The sequence below is a fragment of the Anaerococcus senegalensis JC48 genome (assembly GCF_000321005.1).
Taxonomy (GTDB): domain Bacteria; phylum Bacillota; class Clostridia; order Tissierellales; family Peptoniphilaceae; genus Anaerococcus; species Anaerococcus senegalensis.
This window is the reverse complement of the sequence record NZ_HE578907.1, coordinates 649,815-667,648: the sequence shown is the minus strand read 5'-3', so window position 1 is coordinate 667,648 and position 17,834 is coordinate 649,815. Positions and strand designations below refer to the sequence as shown.

At 31.4% G+C, this 17,834-nt stretch carries 17 protein-coding genes and 2 pseudogenes; 17 read left to right on the top strand and 2 right to left on the bottom strand.

Annotation, left to right across the window (positions count from 1 at the left end; genetic code table 11):
- A partial coding sequence (locus ASHG_RS09105; protein WP_051145870.1) for a phage integrase SAM-like domain-containing protein occupies positions 1 to 875 on the bottom strand: 875 nt, incomplete at its 3' end.
- A gap of 721 nt (positions 876 to 1,596) precedes the next feature.
- On the opposite strand from ASHG_RS09105, the gene ASHG_RS03325 reads away from it, so the two are divergent.
- The 9 genes from ASHG_RS03325 to ureC all read left to right on the top strand — a co-directional run bounded on the left by ASHG_RS03325 (position 1,597) and on the right by ureC (position 8,923).
- Positions 1,597 to 1,770: a hypothetical protein gene (locus ASHG_RS03325; RefSeq protein WP_040397510.1), complete on the top strand. Its 174-nt coding sequence runs from the start codon at positions 1,597 to 1,599 to the stop codon at positions 1,768 to 1,770.
- Positions 1,771 to 1,863: 93 nt separating this feature from the next.
- Complete coding sequence (locus tag ASHG_RS03320) at positions 1,864 to 3,534, top strand: recombinase family protein (protein ID WP_040397509.1); 1,671 nt, start codon at positions 1,864 to 1,866, stop codon at positions 3,532 to 3,534.
- A 324-nt stretch (positions 3,535 to 3,858) separates the two neighbouring features.
- Positions 3,859 to 4,383 (top strand): urease accessory protein UreE, encoded by a 525-nt coding sequence (locus tag ASHG_RS03315; RefSeq protein WP_040397508.1) that lies wholly within the window; start codon positions 3,859 to 3,861, stop codon positions 4,381 to 4,383.
- The gene (locus tag ASHG_RS03310; protein WP_040397507.1) at positions 4,376 to 5,080 is read left to right on the top strand and encodes an urease accessory protein UreF; all 705 of its coding nucleotides are present in this window, start codon (positions 4,376 to 4,378) and stop codon (positions 5,078 to 5,080) included. Before ASHG_RS03315 ends, ASHG_RS03310 begins: the two co-directional genes overlap by 8 nt.
- Positions 5,081 to 5,088: 8 nt before the next feature.
- Positions 5,089 to 5,700, top strand: coding sequence for an urease accessory protein UreG (ureG, locus tag ASHG_RS03305; RefSeq protein WP_040397505.1), 612 nt, complete (start codon positions 5,089 to 5,091; stop codon positions 5,698 to 5,700).
- Positions 5,700 to 6,515, top strand: a complete 816-nt coding sequence (locus ASHG_RS03300; protein WP_040397503.1) for an urease accessory protein UreD — start codon at positions 5,700 to 5,702, stop codon at positions 6,513 to 6,515. The genes ureG and ASHG_RS03300 overlap by 1 nt, the downstream gene beginning before the upstream one ends.
- A complete protein-coding gene (locus tag ASHG_RS03295; RefSeq protein WP_015777661.1) occupies positions 6,506 to 6,808 on the top strand; it encodes an urease subunit gamma in 303 nt (100 codons plus the stop codon). Before ASHG_RS03300 ends, ASHG_RS03295 begins: the two co-directional genes overlap by 10 nt.
- A 9-nt stretch (positions 6,809 to 6,817) precedes the next feature.
- Positions 6,818 to 7,201: an urease subunit beta gene (gene ureB, locus ASHG_RS03290; RefSeq protein WP_040397500.1), complete on the top strand. Its 384-nt coding sequence runs from the start codon at positions 6,818 to 6,820 to the stop codon at positions 7,199 to 7,201.
- Positions 7,202 to 8,923, top strand: coding sequence for an urease subunit alpha (gene ureC, locus ASHG_RS03285; protein ID WP_040397499.1), 1,722 nt, complete (start codon positions 7,202 to 7,204; stop codon positions 8,921 to 8,923).
- 561 nt (positions 8,924 to 9,484) lie between these two features.
- On the opposite strand, the gene ASHG_RS03280 is transcribed toward ureC, so the two are convergent.
- The gene (locus ASHG_RS03280; RefSeq protein ID WP_040397498.1) at positions 9,485 to 10,477 is read right to left on the bottom strand and encodes a helix-turn-helix domain-containing protein; all 993 of its coding nucleotides are present in this window, start codon (positions 10,475 to 10,477) and stop codon (positions 9,485 to 9,487) included.
- A 160-nt stretch (positions 10,478 to 10,637) separates the two neighbouring features.
- On the opposite strand from ASHG_RS03280, the gene ASHG_RS03275 reads away from it, so the two are divergent.
- The 8 genes and pseudogenes from ASHG_RS03275 to ASHG_RS03240 form a co-directional block, all read left to right on the top strand.
- Positions 10,638 to 12,392 carry an ABC transporter ATP-binding protein gene (locus ASHG_RS03275; protein ID WP_040397497.1) on the top strand — a complete coding sequence of 585 codons (1,755 nt, stop codon included), beginning with the start codon at positions 10,638 to 10,640 and terminating at the stop codon, positions 12,390 to 12,392.
- Positions 12,376 to 13,494, top strand: a pseudogene (locus ASHG_RS03270) (ABC transporter transmembrane domain-containing protein); the annotation flags it as partial. The gene ASHG_RS03275 and the pseudogene ASHG_RS03270, both read left to right, overlap by 17 nt.
- A 148-nt stretch (positions 13,495 to 13,642) precedes the next feature.
- Complete coding sequence (locus tag ASHG_RS03265; RefSeq protein ID WP_000583243.1) at positions 13,643 to 13,933, top strand: CD1845 family protein; 291 nt, start codon at positions 13,643 to 13,645, stop codon at positions 13,931 to 13,933.
- An 86-nt stretch (positions 13,934 to 14,019) separates the two neighbouring features.
- Positions 14,020 to 14,997: a replication initiator protein A gene (locus tag ASHG_RS03260; protein WP_002838936.1), complete on the top strand. Its 978-nt coding sequence runs from the start codon at positions 14,020 to 14,022 to the stop codon at positions 14,995 to 14,997.
- Positions 14,998 to 15,011: 14 nt separating this feature from the next.
- Positions 15,012 to 15,869, top strand: coding sequence for an ATP-binding protein (locus ASHG_RS03255; RefSeq protein ID WP_002838954.1), 858 nt, complete (start codon positions 15,012 to 15,014; stop codon positions 15,867 to 15,869).
- Positions 15,870 to 15,883: 14 nt separating this feature from the next.
- On the top strand, positions 15,884 to 16,375 hold the full coding sequence (locus ASHG_RS03250; RefSeq protein ID WP_002838927.1) for a PcfB family protein: 492 nt from the start codon (positions 15,884 to 15,886) through the stop codon (positions 16,373 to 16,375).
- Between the two features lie 196 nt (positions 16,376 to 16,571).
- Positions 16,572 to 16,778, top strand: coding sequence for a hypothetical protein (locus tag ASHG_RS03245; protein WP_022620867.1), 207 nt, complete (start codon positions 16,572 to 16,574; stop codon positions 16,776 to 16,778).
- A gap of 44 nt (positions 16,779 to 16,822) precedes the next feature.
- Positions 16,823 to 17,824, top strand: a pseudogene (locus tag ASHG_RS03240) (VirD4-like conjugal transfer protein, CD1115 family); the annotation flags it as partial.
- Positions 17,825 to 17,834 lie beyond the last annotated feature (10 nt).

The window sequence follows — 17,834 nt, the reverse complement described above, 5'->3', positions numbered from 1 at the left end:
ACGGGTTTCCCATTTTGGATAGCTCTTTTTTTATTTTCTCCTCTGAGTTCATAGGGAGTATCATTCATATCATCAATAAATCGTTTTAATTTAGCTTCATATTTTTGGGGATTTGCTTTATATAAATCATAATTTCCTCTTTCAAACATTTTAATAAGTCTTTCTCTTAATGATCTAGCGAATCCATTAACTGTTAATATTGTATTTTCAAAGAATTGGTAAAAATCATTAGCGTGTTCTCTTCTTAGGGCATGAAGATTTATTTTATTATTCATCTCATCTTTTGAGAATACATTATGACCTGTAGGAACTTCTTCGAATATATTTTTAACTATAGGTACATCTTTAGGGAGAATCATTTGAAAAGTTTCTTTTCCGCCTTTTCCTTTTCTTACATGGACATAATATATGCCATATTCTCCCTTAATAAAATCCTCTCTTTTTAGATTTTCAAGTTCATTTCTTCTTATACCAACAGCTTTTTGTAAGGTAATTAGCCTTTTAAATTCAGGTGAAGTTTCTTGTAATTTTCCAAAAGGATTTTCTGCTTCTTGTCTACCTTTGGTTATGGTATTAGATTTCCTCCTAGGCTTATTAATATCTCTCATATTTACTCCACAAGCCTTGCAAATAGGGGCAAGGTAGGTATGAATAGTACCAGCAGAAAACTTAAAAGGATCTTCCTGTAAATGGTTTGAGTATTTTTGTATTAAATCTTTATCTACTTTTTCTATTTGTTTAATTCCTTGTTCTTTGCACCAGCTTGCAAATTTCTTACAGGCATATTTATATTGCTTTCTGGTTGTATTTCCTTTTAATCCTTCAGATGCTCTCTTAAATAGTTCAAATTGTAAGCTATTTTTATTTCTTGACATTCTGGAATCCTCCTAAATAAATTTGGTTTCTATATTATTGTTAATTAGCCTCCTCCTTTTTTTACGAGCTTAAGATGCTCTAAAAAATCTAAATAATATAGGCTTAAATATTATTGTTATTTCAATTCAGCAGACACCGTCTTGATATAACTTTTAGATTTTGCCATTTGATTAAACAGGTAATTTTCATTCTTTATTTTTCCTCATTTTATCCTTAATATTTCATAAATTATTTATTAAACCATAATATTCCTGCCTAAACTGGTAATTTTCAAAGATGACTCTTTAAAAATTACCATTTAGGTTCTTCTAATAAATACATATCGAAGAACCCTTGAGATCATGAATTTTAATGGCATCAATTCAAGACCTTCGACTATTTTGAAATAATAAAGTTACCGTAGCCGGACCTTATTACTTTGAAAATAGTTGAGCCTAGCAAGTAGGACTACCGTTTTTTATCTGGTGATATAATTGAGGTATATCTAAGACATACCTTTTGAGATAATAGAGTTATATCATCTCTTTTTTCCTTTACGAATGTCAAATTGTGTTTCCTCCTTTTTCATCTCCATTTCTTCAATCTTCTATTTTTAATATGTAATAAAGTCATTTGGATAAAAAAAAGAGTAGAATATGAATATTAAAAACTAAAAAAACACCTTTCTAAAAAAATTATGGCATATAAAAAGTGAAGAAATTTTTTAAGGAGGTGGTTATCATGGCTGATGAGTTAGACGGGCTTGCTCGTCTACTACAAGAATTTATAGAGAAATATGCAGATCAAATAGATTTTAAAAGCCTAGATATGCCACCAGAAATTTTAGAATCTAATTTAGATTTGGATAAGAAAAATGATGAAAATAATAATGAGGACTTAAAGCCAACAAATTAGTTTATTTGTTGGTTTTTAAATTGGAATATAGTAAAATATAGTGTATAAAAGAACTTGCTATTTTATCCAAACTTATTTAAAGGAGGTGTTTCCATGAAAAAGAAAAGAGCCTATGTTTATACTAGAGTGTCTACTTCTATGCAAATTGATGGCTATTCCCTAGATGCTCAGGAAGAAAGAATAAAACAATATGCTAAAGCTTATGATATAGAGATAGTAGATGTTTATAAAGATGCTGGAAAATCAGGGACATCAATAATTGGCAGAAACAATTTTATAACTATGTTAGATGATATCAAAGAAGAAAAAGACAACGTTGATTGTGTTTTAGTATTCAAATTATCTAGATTTGGTAGAAATGCAGCTGATACATTAAATTCTTTGCAAGTAATGGAAGAGCATGGGGTATATTTGGTATCAGTTGATGATGGCCTTGATAGTTCAAAAGATGCAGGAAAATTAGTCATAACTATACTATCGGCAGTAGCTGAGATGGAAAGAGAGAACATCATCGCTCAAACCATGGAAGGCAGAAAACAAAAAGCAAGAGAAGGAAAATGGAATGGTGGTTTTGCTCCAATTGGGTATAAGCTTCAAGATGGAGAATTGATAATTAATGAAGACGAAGCTAAAGCAATAAAAATGATTTTTGATTTATACACTAATTCAGATATGGGAGCAAATGGAGTTGCAAAATATTTAGCATCATTAGACATAAGAAAACCTATCAGACAAAATGGAAAATCACTATATTTTTCTGCTTCATTAATTCGCCAAATTTTAGATAATCCTGTATATAATGGGAAAATTGCCTATGGTAGAAGAAAGACAAAAAAGGATAAAATTACAGGGAAAATTTCGCAAGAAAAAGCTGATAATTATATTATAAGTAAAGGAATACATGAAGCTATTATTGACGATGAACTTTGGGAATTAACGCAGAAAAAGAGAAAGTCACAAGCTAAGAAATATGAAAAGATAAATAGAGGAAATGATGAGAAAACTTATCTATTGTCAAGCCTTATAAAATGCCCAGTTTGTGGTGCAGGTTTATATGGAAATAAAAGTCGTAAACGCAAGAATAATGGAGAACACTACAAGGATTATTACTATTACTCATGTAAGCATCGACAATTGATGAATGGATATAAGTGTAACTTCAGTAAACAAATTAAGGCGGATGCAATCGATAGTGAAGTTGCAACAATAATAACAAAAATAATTAGTAATCCAAGTTTCGCAAAAAAATTAGAAGAAAAAATTAATATACAAATAGATACTGATGAAATAGATAAAATCATTGACAAGCACATGGCTAAAGAAAGACAATTATTGGGAACAAAAGCATCTTTGATAAATCAAATTGATTCTTTAGATTTTGAAGATAAACATTATGAAAGAAAATTTGAAGATTTAAATCTAAGGTTAGATGCAATCTATGATCAATTAGATTATGTAGAATTACAGATTTCAGACAGCAGAAAAAGAAAAGAAGCTATCTTAGAAGAAAAGATAACTTCTGATAATATTTATAAGATTTTGATTAATTTTCATAAGCTATATTCAGTGCTTTCAGACGTCGATAAGAAGAGATTATTCAATCAATTGATAGAAAAAATAGAAATATATGGAGAAAAGACCGAATCGGGTAGATGGGTTAAATCGCTTATTTTCAAGCTTCCATTGATAGATGAGGATATCAATTTAAGTTTGGACAATGATAGTTCCGTTGAGAGTGTCGTATTGATGTCAAAGGCTGATTAGGTGGGTGCAAATTTGCCCTTGTGTAGTAGGGCTTAGCGAGAGTTATCGTTAAAAGGTTTAATGATTGGCGGTTGTAAGCTGGCTCGGTGCGCTTTTTGAGCGTATTTTGGCTGTATGGGGAAGATATCAATGCTCTAGGGTCGAGTGCACAGGATGTTAACGTTAAAATGTCCACCCACTTTGCACCCACCTAGTTAAGTGGGAATTTTACTAAGCTTGTCTTCAAAAAGTATAATAAAGAAAATTACACTTAATAAAATGCAAAATCATTGTTTTTTTTGTTTTAAGGGGTACTATTAAGTTTGTAAAAAAGGGGTGAATAAAGTGATAATAGAAAAAATTATTGGAAATGTTTTTGATATAAATGAAGAAAATTTAATAATCAACTGGCTTAATATGCCTTACGACCATGCCCGCAAGAAAATTCAAAGATTTGAATATGAGGGTCTGGATTTGGGTCTAAAGCTTTCTGAAGAAGATAGACAAAGAGGTCTAAAGCATGGAGATATAATTTATCGAGAAGCTAATGTAATTTATGCTATCAATATCGAAGAGCTAGAATGCTTAAAGCTCTCCATAGATGATGCTAAGTTCTTTGTTAACTTGGCATATATTATTGGCAATCGTCATGCAAAATTATACTGGTCAGAAGATGGCGAATCTTTAATTACGCCATATGAGAAGACCCTTGAAGATATGCTAAAGACTGTAGAAGGGATAAAGATTGATAAGGTCATGGCTAAATTATTGCCAAAAAACAACTTGATGGCAATTCTACCTCAAGGTCAAGTAGTAGATCACCATAGTCACCATCACGACCACAATCATGACCACCATCACCATGAATAGAAAAAAATATGAAGAAGAGCTCATCCTCCTTCAATTAAATGATAGTCAATTTCCTATAGGTTCTTATTCTCATTCTTATGGACTCGAAAATTATATCCTAAAGAATTTGATTAAAGATTCGAAAGATATAAAAAAATATTTAATTAACTATTTAAAAACTAGCTTCTATTATAATGACCTTTTAGCTATATATCTAGCTTACAATTATTTTATAGAAGGAAAAAAAGATGAGCTTTTAGATTTAAATATAAGATTACAGGCTCAAAAAAGCCAAAAAGAGTTAAGGGAAGCTTCAGAGAAGTTAGGCTCAAGACTTATATCGACAGTTCATAAGATGGACATAGCTATGTCAGAACAATACTATGACTACCTAGATTATCATAAGAAAAATGACATTATCATCCATCACTCAGTCGCCTATGCTCTAATTACAGCAAGTCTTGATATTGATTTGACCGCATCTCTTTTGAGTTTTGCTTTTAATATGGCACAGAATCTAGTTATTACAGCGGTTAAGACTGTTCCTATCAGCCAGTTTGATGGGCAGAAAATCTTATATGAAATCTATGACTTGATAATAGATTTAGTTACAAAGATAGATAAATTGGATGAGGAGTATTATTTTACTTCATATCCAGGTGTAGAAGTTGCTTCAATGCAACATGAAGTATTATATTCAAGACTTTATATGTCTTAGGGAGGCTTATGGATTACGTAAAAATCGGTGTCGCAGGCCCTGTTGGCTGCGGAAAGACACATTTGATAGAAAAACTAGTAGAAGAATTCAAAAAAGATTACAAGGTAGCAGTAGTTACTAATGATATATATACAGAAGAAGATGCAAACTACCTAAAAGATCAGGGGATTCTTGAAAGAGATAGGATAAGAGGAGTAGAAACTGGAGGATGTCCTCATACAGCTATAAGAGATGATGTTTCTATGAACCTTGAAGCTTGTGAGGATTTAGTCAGAAATTTTAAGGATATAGAAATAATCTTTATCGAAAGTGGTGGAGACAATCTATCAGCAACCTTTAGTCCTGACCTTGCAGATGCCACCATCTTTGTAATAGATGTAGCTGCAGGTGGGGATATACCACGAAAAGGAGGCCCAGGAATTTTAAGATCAGATCTTCTTATCATAAACAAAAAAGATTTAGCTCATTATGTTGGCGTTGACCTTGATGCTATGAGAAAGGATACCCTAGCCCAAAGAGGAGATCGTCCATTTATCTTTACTAATATCAAAAATGACGATGGCCTAAATGAGGTCTATGACTGGATAAGAAAGCAAGTCTTATTAGAAGATTTAAAATAATGAAAAAAACATACGCTAGAGCCAGCAGATTATATTTAGAGTTTGAAAATAAGGATGATACAACAATCCTAAAAGATATCTACAATTCGCCACCATTTCTACTTATGCATACATTTAAATATGGAGACTTTACCAAGGCTATGATTATGAGCTCAAGCCCAGGTATCCTGGAAGGCGATATGCAAGAAGAAAAATTCTATGCAAAAAAGAATAGCAAGGTCTTGCTTTCTTCTCAATCATATGAAAAAGTTTATAAGATGAACAAGGATTCTTTCGCAAGTCGTAGGGTCGAAATTCGTGGAGAAGAAAAATCTGACTTTATTTTTAAACTTTTACCCATGATTCTCTACAAGGATGCAGATTTTAGGGAGGTTATCAAGGTCGATTTAGAAAAAGATGCCAGGCTTATTTTTTCTAACTGCTTTGTAGCTGGTAGAGTTGGCAGAGGTGAAAGTTTTGAATTTAAAAGCTACAAGACTAATCTAGATATCAATCTTGATGAAAAACTTATCTACACCGAAAAAAACCTCATAAGGCCAAGAGAACAAGAGATAAATGAACTTGGCCTGATGGAAGGCTATGACCACTTTTTGTCTATGGTTGCTATAAATTTTTCCAATGAAGATAACATTGGCGAAATCCGAAAAATAATTGAAAAGCATAGCCAAAAAAGAGGCCTAAAAGGTGGGGCAAGTTTAAGTTTTAGAAATGATATTCAAATCAGGATTTTGGGCAAGATGGGCCAGGATCTAATAGAATGTGAAAAAGAAATAATAGATTATTTGATTGAAAAAGGGGGAAGGATATGCATTTAGTACCAAAAGATATTGAACGCTTGATGATATTTACAGCTGGAGAAGTTGCCAGAAAGCGTAAAGAACGTGGACTTAAATTAAACTATCCTGAAGCAGTCGCTCTAATCAGTGCAGAGCTTTATGAAATGGCTCGTGATGGCAAGACTGTTTCAGATTTGATGCAAGAAGGCAGGAAGATTCTAACAAGGGAAGATGTCATGGAAGGGGTTCCTGAAATGATTAAGGATGTACAAATCGAAGCCACATTTCCTGATGGAACCAAGCTTGTAACAGTCCATCAACCAATCGTATAGGAGGCAAAAATGATTCCAGGTGAAATTTTTTATAAAGATGAAGATTTAATTTTAAATGAAGATTTCGAAGCTATAGAACTAGAAGTAACAAATACTGGCGATAGGGCTGTACAAATTGGCTCTCATTTTCATTTTTTTGAAGTAAATAGATATTTGAAATTCGATCGTAAAAAGGCCTTTGGCAAAAAACTAGACATTCCTGCAGGAAATGCTATTAGATTTGAACCAGGTCAAACCCATAGGGTAAGATTAATTGATATCGGCGGAAATGGAAGGGTTATAGGCTTTAATGGACTTACAAATGGTATAACCCATGATATCAAAAAAGAGGAAGCCATGAAAAACCTAATTCAAAAAGGCTATGCTAATATCAATAGTGATGGGGAGGAATAGATGTCATTTAAAATCTCAAGAGAAAAATACGGCTCTATGTATGGGCCAACAACAGGCGATAAAGTTAGACTAGCAGATACAAATATTATAATAGAAATAGAAAAAGATTATGCAATTTATGGAGATGAATCAATATTTGGTGGTGGTAAGACTGTAAGAGATGGAATGAATCAATCTTCAACTGCAAGCTATGCCTCAGGAACTTGTGATACAGTAATTACAAATGCAATTATCCTAGACTATACTGGCATCTACAAGGCAGATATAGGCATTAGAGATGGTATTATTACAGGAATAGGAAAATCTGGAAACCCAGATATGAATGATAATGTAAATCCCGGTCTTGTAATAGGGGCAAGCACTGAAATAATCTCAGGCGAAAATAAAATCGTAACTGCTGGAGCAATTGACACTCACGTTCATTTTATATCAGCCGATCAAGCAAATACCGCTCTAGCAGGAGGAACTACTACCCTAATCGGAGGCGGAACAGGCCCTGCTGATGGAACAAATGCTACAACCTGTACTCCAGGCCCTAACCACCTAGAAGCTATGCTAAAATCAGTAGAAGGATATCCAGTAAATGTTGGACTATTAGGTAAGGGTAACTGCTCAAGCAAAGAGCCACTTTATGAACAAATAAAAGCAGGAGCTTGCGGACTAAAGATTCATGAAGACTGGGGAGCAACAAGAGCCGTTATAAATGCCAGCCTTGAAGTTGCTGATGAGTGCGATATAGCAGTTGCAATCCATACCGACACCCTTAACGAAGGCGGTACAATCGAAGATACCCTAGATGCCATAGGCGGAAGGGCTATACATTTCTTCCATACTGAAGGAGCAGGAGGAGGACATGCACCAGATCAAATAGTTGCAGCTGGCTTTAACAATGTCTTTCCAGCATCAACAAATCCAACTATGCCTTTTACCATAAATACATCAGATGAGCACTTGGATATGGTTATGGTTTGCCACAATCTTGACAAAACCATAGAAGAAGATGTAGCCTTTGCGGACTCAAGGATTAGACCGGAAACAATAGCTGCAGAAGATGTCCTCCAAGATATGGGAGTGTTCTCAATAATGTCTTCAGACTCTCAAGCCATGGGTAGGATTGGCGAAGTTGTTATGAGAACATGGCAAACAGCCTCAAAGATGAAGGACCAACGTGGAGCCCTTAAAGAAGATGAAGGAAATAATAACGATAACTTTAGGGCCAAAAGATATGTAGCCAAATATACTATAAATCCAGCCATAGCCCACGGAGTATCTGAATATATTGGTTCAATCGAAGTCGGTAAACGTGCAGATCTTGTTCTTTGGGAGCCAAAATTCTTTGGAGTTCGTCCAAAACAAATCCTAAAAAATGGTCTAATAATAATGGCACCATCAGGAGATCCTAACGCATCCATACCAACACCACAACCTGTTATATATAGAAGAATGTATGCAGCCGTTGGCGGAGGAATCGGAAACTCTTGCATGACCTTTGTTTCAAAAGCAGCCTATGAAGCAGGCATAAAAGAAAAACTAGACCTAAAAAGAATGGTACTACCTGTTCATAATTGTAGAAACATCGGCAAAAAAGACATGAAACTAAACTTAGAAACACCAAATATCAAGGTAGACCCAGAAACTTACGAAGTAACAATTGAAGAAAAGAAAATAACATGTGACCCAGTAGACAAAGTCGCTCTAGGTCAATTATACAATCTATTTTAAAATAAATATTAGAGCTTAACAAGAATCCCAAAATCCTTACTAGAGGTGTAAGGGTCTTAGGGTTCTCCCTAACAAGGTTAAAATTAATGGAGCATTCCGTAAAGGTCTGCTCCATTAATTTTTTCGTAAGTGTCCGTACACTTACTGTGCTTGCTTCTTTTAAAGCTCCTTTCAAAGTTTATATATTTTTTCAAAAAATACCGTAATTATAATTTGGTTATTTTTTATTGTTAGAATTGATTACATAAGAAATGGAGGAATAATATATGGAAATTATGCTTGAAACAAGAAATTTAACAAAGAAAATCAAATAACAAATGATACTTGAAAATGTATCAATTAAAGGATAAAATGTCTATATTAAGGCAAATAAAAAGTCATAATACAGACGATAAAACTAAATCAAACAAAAAATACCATAGCAAAGGTGCAGAGAGGTAAATATCGGCAGTCTTCGGACTGCCTTTATTTTTTTTTGATAATATTTTATCAAATTCATACACACCAACACAGATATCTATGTATATCTATTTAAACTAACACAAGAAATAAAAAAATAGTTTAATCACTGCAATCACATTCTAACTTGTGATCATTGCAAACTAAATTACGAACCTCACTTGGAAGTTTTCCTTTGTATCTTTTGTAATAAATGGAAAATTTGCTATGTGATGTGTATCCAACAGACTCAGCAATTTCTTTTATATGCAGTTCAGTATTTAAGAGAAGAGTTTCAGCCACATTCATTCTTTTTCTTTGAGTGTATTCTGTAATGCTTCGACCATATTTTTCTTTGAACAAATTTTTTAATTTTGTTCCGCTCATTTTAGATATTTTTTCAAGGGTTTCTTGATTTACATTCATGGCGAAATGATCATCTAAGAATTTTGCTACATCTTCAAGTGCTTTATTATCGTCTGACTCAATTTTATATTTCCTTCTATTTAAGTAGGTATCAATTACTATACTTACCCATTCATTTGCTTTGGCTTTAAAGAAAAAATCCGCAGCAGGAGGGTCCATCTTGCAATTTAAAATTTCCATTGCTACTTTTTCTAAAGACTTTGTAAGTATTATTTGATTAGTTTCAAGCAAAGCCCCATAAAATGATTCTGGATCAATATTAATGGATGATAGGTGCTTTTCCAAAAGTTCTCTTTTAAATCCAATAGAAACACAAAGATAATATGAATTCTCGTGTAATAAAAATAGGAAGTCATCTTTTATATTATCAAAATCAAGAGTGCATAAGGAGTTTGCGGTCAAAGTTTGATAAGGACTAAACTTTTCTCCATTTGCGCTGACAATGTAGCTTGAATAAATTGAAACATAGTCTGCCATACTATAAGTGTTATTTTGAACTACTTCCTCTCTGATATAAAAATCATGTATATCGATAATGAAGACGTCTCCTTCATAAAACCAATATAGGCCTTTTCCATAAGTAGAGTCCTCTTTTTTCCAACAAAAAGTGTGGCCTGCACTTGAATACTTCTTATTATTCTTACATTCATCTACTTTCATATAATCTTTTACAAAATCAAAATAAGTCAAAATACATATATCCCTTTTAGACAATATTCCAATTAGCCTTATTAATTTAAAACTATTGTATTAGTAATTATAACCGATGTATAATAAAAACACAATGATAGTTATTATCAAATAAGCGAATTTATATCTAAAAGGGATATCAAAGAAAGGAGATGTCATTATGAAGATTTACAAAAAACTATTTGCTTATGTACAGGATAAAAAATATCTTGGCTTTTTAGCTATAGTTTTTTCTGCTATATCTGCTGTACTTACAGTATATGGATATTATTTGATCTACAAATTTTTAGATAAGTTAATAATTAATTCAAATTTATCTGGTGCAGAGAGTTTAGCGTTAAAATCTGTTATTACACTAACAAGTGGGGCGATATTTTATTTTGTTTCAGGAACATTTTCACACATCTTGGGATTTAGGCTTGAAACAAATTTGAGGAAAAGGGGAATCTATGGTCTGGAAAAAGCTAGTTTTAGGTTCTTCGACCTAAATCCATCTGGTCAAATAAGAAAGATTATAGATGACAATGCAGCACAGACTCATCAGGTTGTAGCGCACATGATCCCCGATAGTTCTCAGGCAATAATTACACCTATACTTGTACTTGTGCTTGGCTTTATAGTAAGTATAAGAGTTGGTATCACTTTGCTTGCTCTTACAATAATTGGGTGCTTAATTTTAGGGGCGATGATGGGTGAGCAAGAATTTATGAAGATATACCAAGAAGCCCTATCAAAACTAAGTGCTGAAACTGTTGAATACGTTAGAGGAATGCAGGTAGTAAAGATATTTAAAGCAAATGTCGAATCATTTAAAAGTTTTTACAAGGCGATAAAAGATTACTCTAAGTATGCTTATAATTATTCCCTATCTTGTAAAAAACCTTATGTTTTGTACCAATGGTTATTTTTTGGTTTGATTGCAATTTTAATTATTCCTATAGTTTATTTTATGACTAGCTTAGGCAGTGCAAAGGTAATTTTACTTGAGCTTATCATGATTTTATTTTTATCGGGAGTTCTCTTTGTTTCATTTATGAGAATGATGTGGTACTCCATGTACATTTCTCAAGGAAATTATGCAGTAGATACCTTAGAGGCACTTTACGAAGATATGCAAAAAGATAAATTGGTCCATGGTAATGTCAATAATTTTAAAAATTATAATATTGAGTTTGACAATGTAAGCTTTGCTTACAATGATAAGGCTGTTATTGAAAATTTATCCTTTAAATTAGAAGAGGGCAAGTCCTATGCACTTGTCGGTTCATCTGGATCAGGTAAATCAACAGTAGCAAAACTTATATCAGGTTTTTACAATGTTAATGAAGGAAGGATTAAGATAGGCGGGATTCCAATAAGTGAATATTCTGACGAAGCTTTAATTAAAGCCATTTCCTTTGTTTTTCAAGATTCAAAATTATTCAAGAAAAGTATTTATGATAATGTTGCTTTAGCTAATAAAGAAGCTAGCAGAGATGAGGTTATGAGAGCCTTAAAATTAGCTGGATGCGATTTGATATTAGAAAAATTCCCAGACAGAGAAAATACAATCATAGGCTCAAAAGGCGTTTATTTATCTGGTGGAGAAAAACAGAGAATTGCAATTGCTAGAGCAATTTTAAAGGATTCCAAAATTATTATTATGGATGAGGCATCAGCATCCATAGACCCAGATAACGAGTTTGAACTACAAAAAGCTTTCAAAAATCTTATGAAAGATAAAACAGTTATCATGATTGCTCACAGGCTATCTACAATTAAAGATCTTGATGAAATACTTGTGATGGATGGTGGAAAAATTATAGAAAGAGGATCTGACAAAGAATTAATGTCAAAAGACAAAAGCTACAAGAGACTGCAAGAGATGTTTAACAGTGCAAATGAATGGAGGGTTTCAAATGAAGGAATTTTATAAAAAAAGATTTGCTCTTACAGATAAAGGAGCGAGAAATTTATCTAAAGCAACACTGGCTTCATTTTTCGTTTATTGTATAAACATGGTCCCTGCCATACTACTAATGATTTTTGCACAAGAAGTTTTAGAAAATATGAGTAGAAGCAAGGGATTTTATATAGTATTCTCAGTTTTGACCTTGATAGCAATGTATATTTTGCTTTCTGTCGAATACGATAAATTATATAGGGCAACCTATCAAGAAAGTGCAGATTTAAGAATAAGGACAGCGGAGAATTTATCAAAACTACCTCTCTCATACTTTTCTAAACATGACATTTCAGATCTAGCGCAAACAATCATGGCTGATATTGAAGGTATAGAACATGCAATGAGCCATTCAATACCAAAAGTGGGCGGCATGGTATTATTCTTCCCATTAATATCCATCATGATGCTAGTTAGCAATGTTAAAATGGGTTTGGCTGTAATTATTCCAACGGTTCTAAGCTTTATATTTATACCACTATCTAAAAAACATTCAGTTAAGGGAGAGAAAGAATATTATAGGGTCTTAAGAGAAAACTCAGAAAGTTTTCAAGAAAATATCGAGATGCAAATGGAAATCAAAGCCTATGGCTTAGCAGAGGAAATGAAAGAAAAGCTCTATAAAAAAATGGATAAAAGTGAAAAAGTACACTTAAAGACAGAAATAGGACTTATTTTAACTATGTCACTTTCATCAATTTTTAGCTTTATATCCCTTGCTGTCGTAATACTTGTTGGCGTAAATCTAATTATTAATAAAGAAATAAGCCCACTCTACCTTGTAGGATATTTACTAGCTGCTATGAAGTTAAAAGACTCTTTAGATGCATCTAAAGAGGGCATGATGGAGATATTTTATTTAACACCAAAGATTGAAAGGATTAAAGAAATTCAAAATCAAGAATTACAAAAGGGCGAAGACTATAATTTGAAAAAATTTGATATTGATTTAAAAGATGTTGGATTTGCTTATAATAATGATGCAAAAGTTTTAAATGGCCTAAGCTTTAAAGCAAAGCAGGGAGAGGTTACTGCTTTGGTAGGAGCAAGCGGCTGCGGGGACAGTGATATAATGATGACAGATACAATAAATCCATTAAAATCAAAGTTTAAAGGCTTCCACAAAACTTTTAAACAAGACGATTTAGGATTAAGTCTGTCATCTTTTTTATTAAATTAACAAAAAAGAAAAGAAAACATAAGTAATAAGGATTGAAGAGAATATGATAATATTTAGAGTTTTTTTCAAAATCATATTGTTTCCTATTAGGATAGCGTTAAGTATCATAATTCTATTTTTAACGTTTGTATTAGGACTCAGCACAATATTTTTCAAACTGATTTCATTTATCGCTATTATGGGATTTTTAGGATCTGTTTATCATGGAGAAAAAGCACTTGCTATAGATGCGTTTATACTAGCATATCTTTTTAGTCCTTATGGTTTACCAGTGCTAGGATATTTTATTATAGAAGTGATAGAAGGGGTGAATGAAAGAATAAAAGTAATTTAAATATAAAAATAAATAGATTAAAACGATGAAAAAGAGATAGCAAAATCAAAGCTATCTCTTTTTATATGAAAAGAAAGGGGGTTATGATGAAAGAAATAGTTAAATTTGAATACTATTATGGCAATGAATCAGAACAATATTCATTTTTTAGGATTCCCAAAACTTTATTCACCGACTTAAATTTTAAAAAACTATCCGTAGAAGCAAAAATTCTTTATGGAATTCTACTCGATAGAATGAGCTTGTCAATTAAGAATAAATGGTTAGATGAAGAAAACAAGGTATACATTATCTATACCATAGAAGAAATTATGGAAGTATTAAATTGGGGGAGAAATAAATCGGTCAAAGTAATGAAAGAAATTGAAGAGATAGGATTATTAGAAAAAAAGAGGTTAGGACTTGGAAAGCCAAATTTACTCTATGTAAAGAACTTTATTTACACAGAAAATAATAAAACTACAGAAGTTTCAAAAGCAAACCTCAAGAAGTTTAAAAAACAAACTTCAGGAAGTTTAGAAAACAAACCTCAAGAAGTTTCAAAAGAGGACTCTAATAATACTAATATTAATAATACTGAAACTAATAATACTGATTTTAATAATACCACCCCCATATCCCCCTTAGAAAAGCTAGGAGAAAAATCAAAAAAAACTTTGGAGGAGGAAGAATTAAAAGAAACTATAAAAAAGAATATATCTTATGAAATCTTTGAAAAAGTAAGAATAGAAGAAAAGAAGCAAGTAGATGTAATGATAAATGTACTTGTAAAAGCCTTAACTAGCTTTACAAACATTAAAATAGGAGGGAGGCATATATCCAATGAAAATTTTAAAGAAAAATTTCTAAGTCTTAACTATAAACACATAGACTATGTTTTGAAATACCTAAGAGAAAATGCTCCAAAGGATATTAGAAACATTAATGCTTATCTACTGACTCTCTTATACAATGCAGATGAAAATATTAGAAACATAGAAGTCATAAAGAGAGAAGATCAGAAAAGAGAAAACTATGACTATAGTAACGATGAGGATATATGGAGAGAAATTTTAAATACTTGATAGGAGAGGAGCATATGGAATTAATAAAAGAAATCCTAGAACAGAAAATAAAAAATGCAGAAACAAATAGTCCATCAAAAGATGAAGAAAATAGGAGTTATATAGATCAAGAAACAGGATTAAAATATTGTGCAAAATGTAAAACACCAATTGAAAAAGAAATAGACTTCTTTGGAGAAATAAAAAAAGTTGGTATTTTATGTCAATGTAAAAAAGAAAGACAAAAATTAGAGGAAGAAAAAAGAAAAGAAAATAAAAGGCTTTTAAAAATTGAACACTTAAAAAAAGAGTGTTTTTCTGATCCTATCTTATTAAATTGGAATTTTAAAAATATGGACAAAGATAGTGAGCATGAAAAAGTAGCAAAAAATTATGTGGAAAAATTTGATGAAATATATGAAAATAATATAGGATTAATTCTCATAGGGAATGTGGGATGTGGAAAAACATATCTTGCAAGTGCTATAGCAAATGCTTTACTAGAAAAAGAAATATCAGTCAAAATGACAAATTTTTCAGTAATTTTAAATGATATGACTAACTTTGAGATTGATAAGAGTAAGTATATAGATAACCTAAATCATAAGAAACTATTAATTATTGATGATTTTGGAATGGAAAGAGATACAGATTTTGCAGCTGAGCATATCTTTAACATAATAGATAGTAGATATAGAAGTGGGAAACCTCTAATTATAACAACAAACTTAAATATATCAGCTTTAACTAATCCTGAAACTATAAAAGATAAAAGAATTTACTCAAGGATACTTGAAATATGCAGTCCCATTATATTTACAGGAGAAAATAGAAGAATAGAAAAAATGAAGGAGAAATCAAAATTAGCCTATGAAATATTAAAAAAAGAATGAAAGTAGGTGAGTGAATGCAAAATGATGATATAAATAGCAGAACAATAGCCATAGTAAAAAAAGCGGGGATAGTTACAGCCAAGCAAGTTATAAATTTGATGAAGAAAATATTAGAAATAAATAAACATAAAGCGCAGACAGAACAGTCAAGACCCTTAGAAAAATTTAAAAAAGTAAAAGTAAAAGATCTTGTAAAAAAAGGTAAAGTAGAAACCTTAGAATTAAATGACATAGACTTAAAAGCATTGAAAAAAGAATTAAAAAGATATGGGGTGAAATTTTCCATAAAGAAAGATTTAGAAAATGGAAACAACATTATCTTTTTTCAAGCAAAAGATATAAAAGTGATGGAACAAGCTTTTAAAAAGACAGTCCAGAAATTTACTAAAGATAAGTCAAGAAAAAGAAAATCTGTAATAGAAAGGCTTAATAACTTCAAGGATAAAGTCAAAGATACTATTGACAGAGATAAGGTTAAACATAAGCATCAGGAACAAAGTTTATAATAAAAGCACTTAGATATATAATATATATGATGAGAAGGCATGAATAGCTTTATTGTTGAATACTATGAAAAAGAAGATGGAATCATCCAGTAGAAGAATTTCTCTTATCTATAGATAAAAAATGAGAACAGAAGCATTAGGGAAAAAACTAAAAAATACCTTTGAAAGTAAAATATAAGTATAATGGTGGTTTAAAATGACAAATAAAAGAATATGTCCCATATGTAACTCAAAGATGAAGCAACAGTTTATAGGTCTATTACATTGCAAGTGTGGTATAAGCTATCATAGAGATTTAGGATATTTTAAAAGAAATGAGAATATGATTTTTGTCTTGGAAAGAAAAAAGATAGGTAAAAAAATAAAACAAGTTCCAGTAATAATATATAAAAAAGATAAATAAGATACTAATGGGTAGAGAAATCTACTCTTTTTTATGGAGAGGAAGTGATTAATTCGAAAATACTAAATGAAATAATAAAAGATATAAAAAATGTTTTTAAGATAAGAGATAAGAAGAAATTTGTATTAGAAAATCTTCCTTACCTCTTATTTTTTTATATAGGAAATATCTTTGCAAGCCATGTCAACTCTTATGTAGGAGGAGATATAATAGATAGAATTCTAGTAGCTTTTAGTCAAATAGATACTTTAAAATATATTCCATCATTAAAAATAAAAAATCTGATACCCGGTCTAATTCTATCAGTAGTTATTAAGTTAATCCTTATACAGAAAAAGAAAAAAGCAAAAAAGTTTAGAGAGGGCAGAGAATATGGATCGGCAAGATGGGGAAATGAAAAAGATATTGAGCCATACATTGACAAGAAGTTTGAAAACAATGTGCTATTAACTCAAACTGAAAGACTTACCATGAACAATAGACCTAAAAATCCAAAATATGCGAGAAATAAAAATGTATTGGTAATTGGAGGTTCTGGTAGTGGTAAAACAAGGTTTTTTGTAAAGCCAAATCTCATGCAAATGCACTCTTCATATGTAGTAACCGATCCAAAAGGAACATTAGTCTTGGAATGTGGGAAAATGTTGGAAAGAAATGGATATGAGATAAAAATACTAAACACAATAAACTTTAAAAAATCCATGAGATATAATCCCTTTGCATACTTGAAAAGTGAAAAAGATATTTTGAAATTAGTACAAACAATAATTGCAAATACTAAGGGAGAAGGAGAAAAATCAACTGAGGATTTTTGGGTGAAAGCTGAAAAACTCTATTACACAGCACTTATAGGATATATCTGGTATGAAGCTCCTAAAGAAGAACAGAACTTTACAACTTTACTTGCTATGATAGATGCAAGTGAGGTAAGAGAAGAAGATGAAAATTTTAAAAATGCAGTAGACTATATGTTTGAAGCATTAGAAAAAGAAAAGCCAAATCATTTTGCAGTAAAACAATATAAGAAATACAAACTAGCAGCAGGAGTAATAGAAT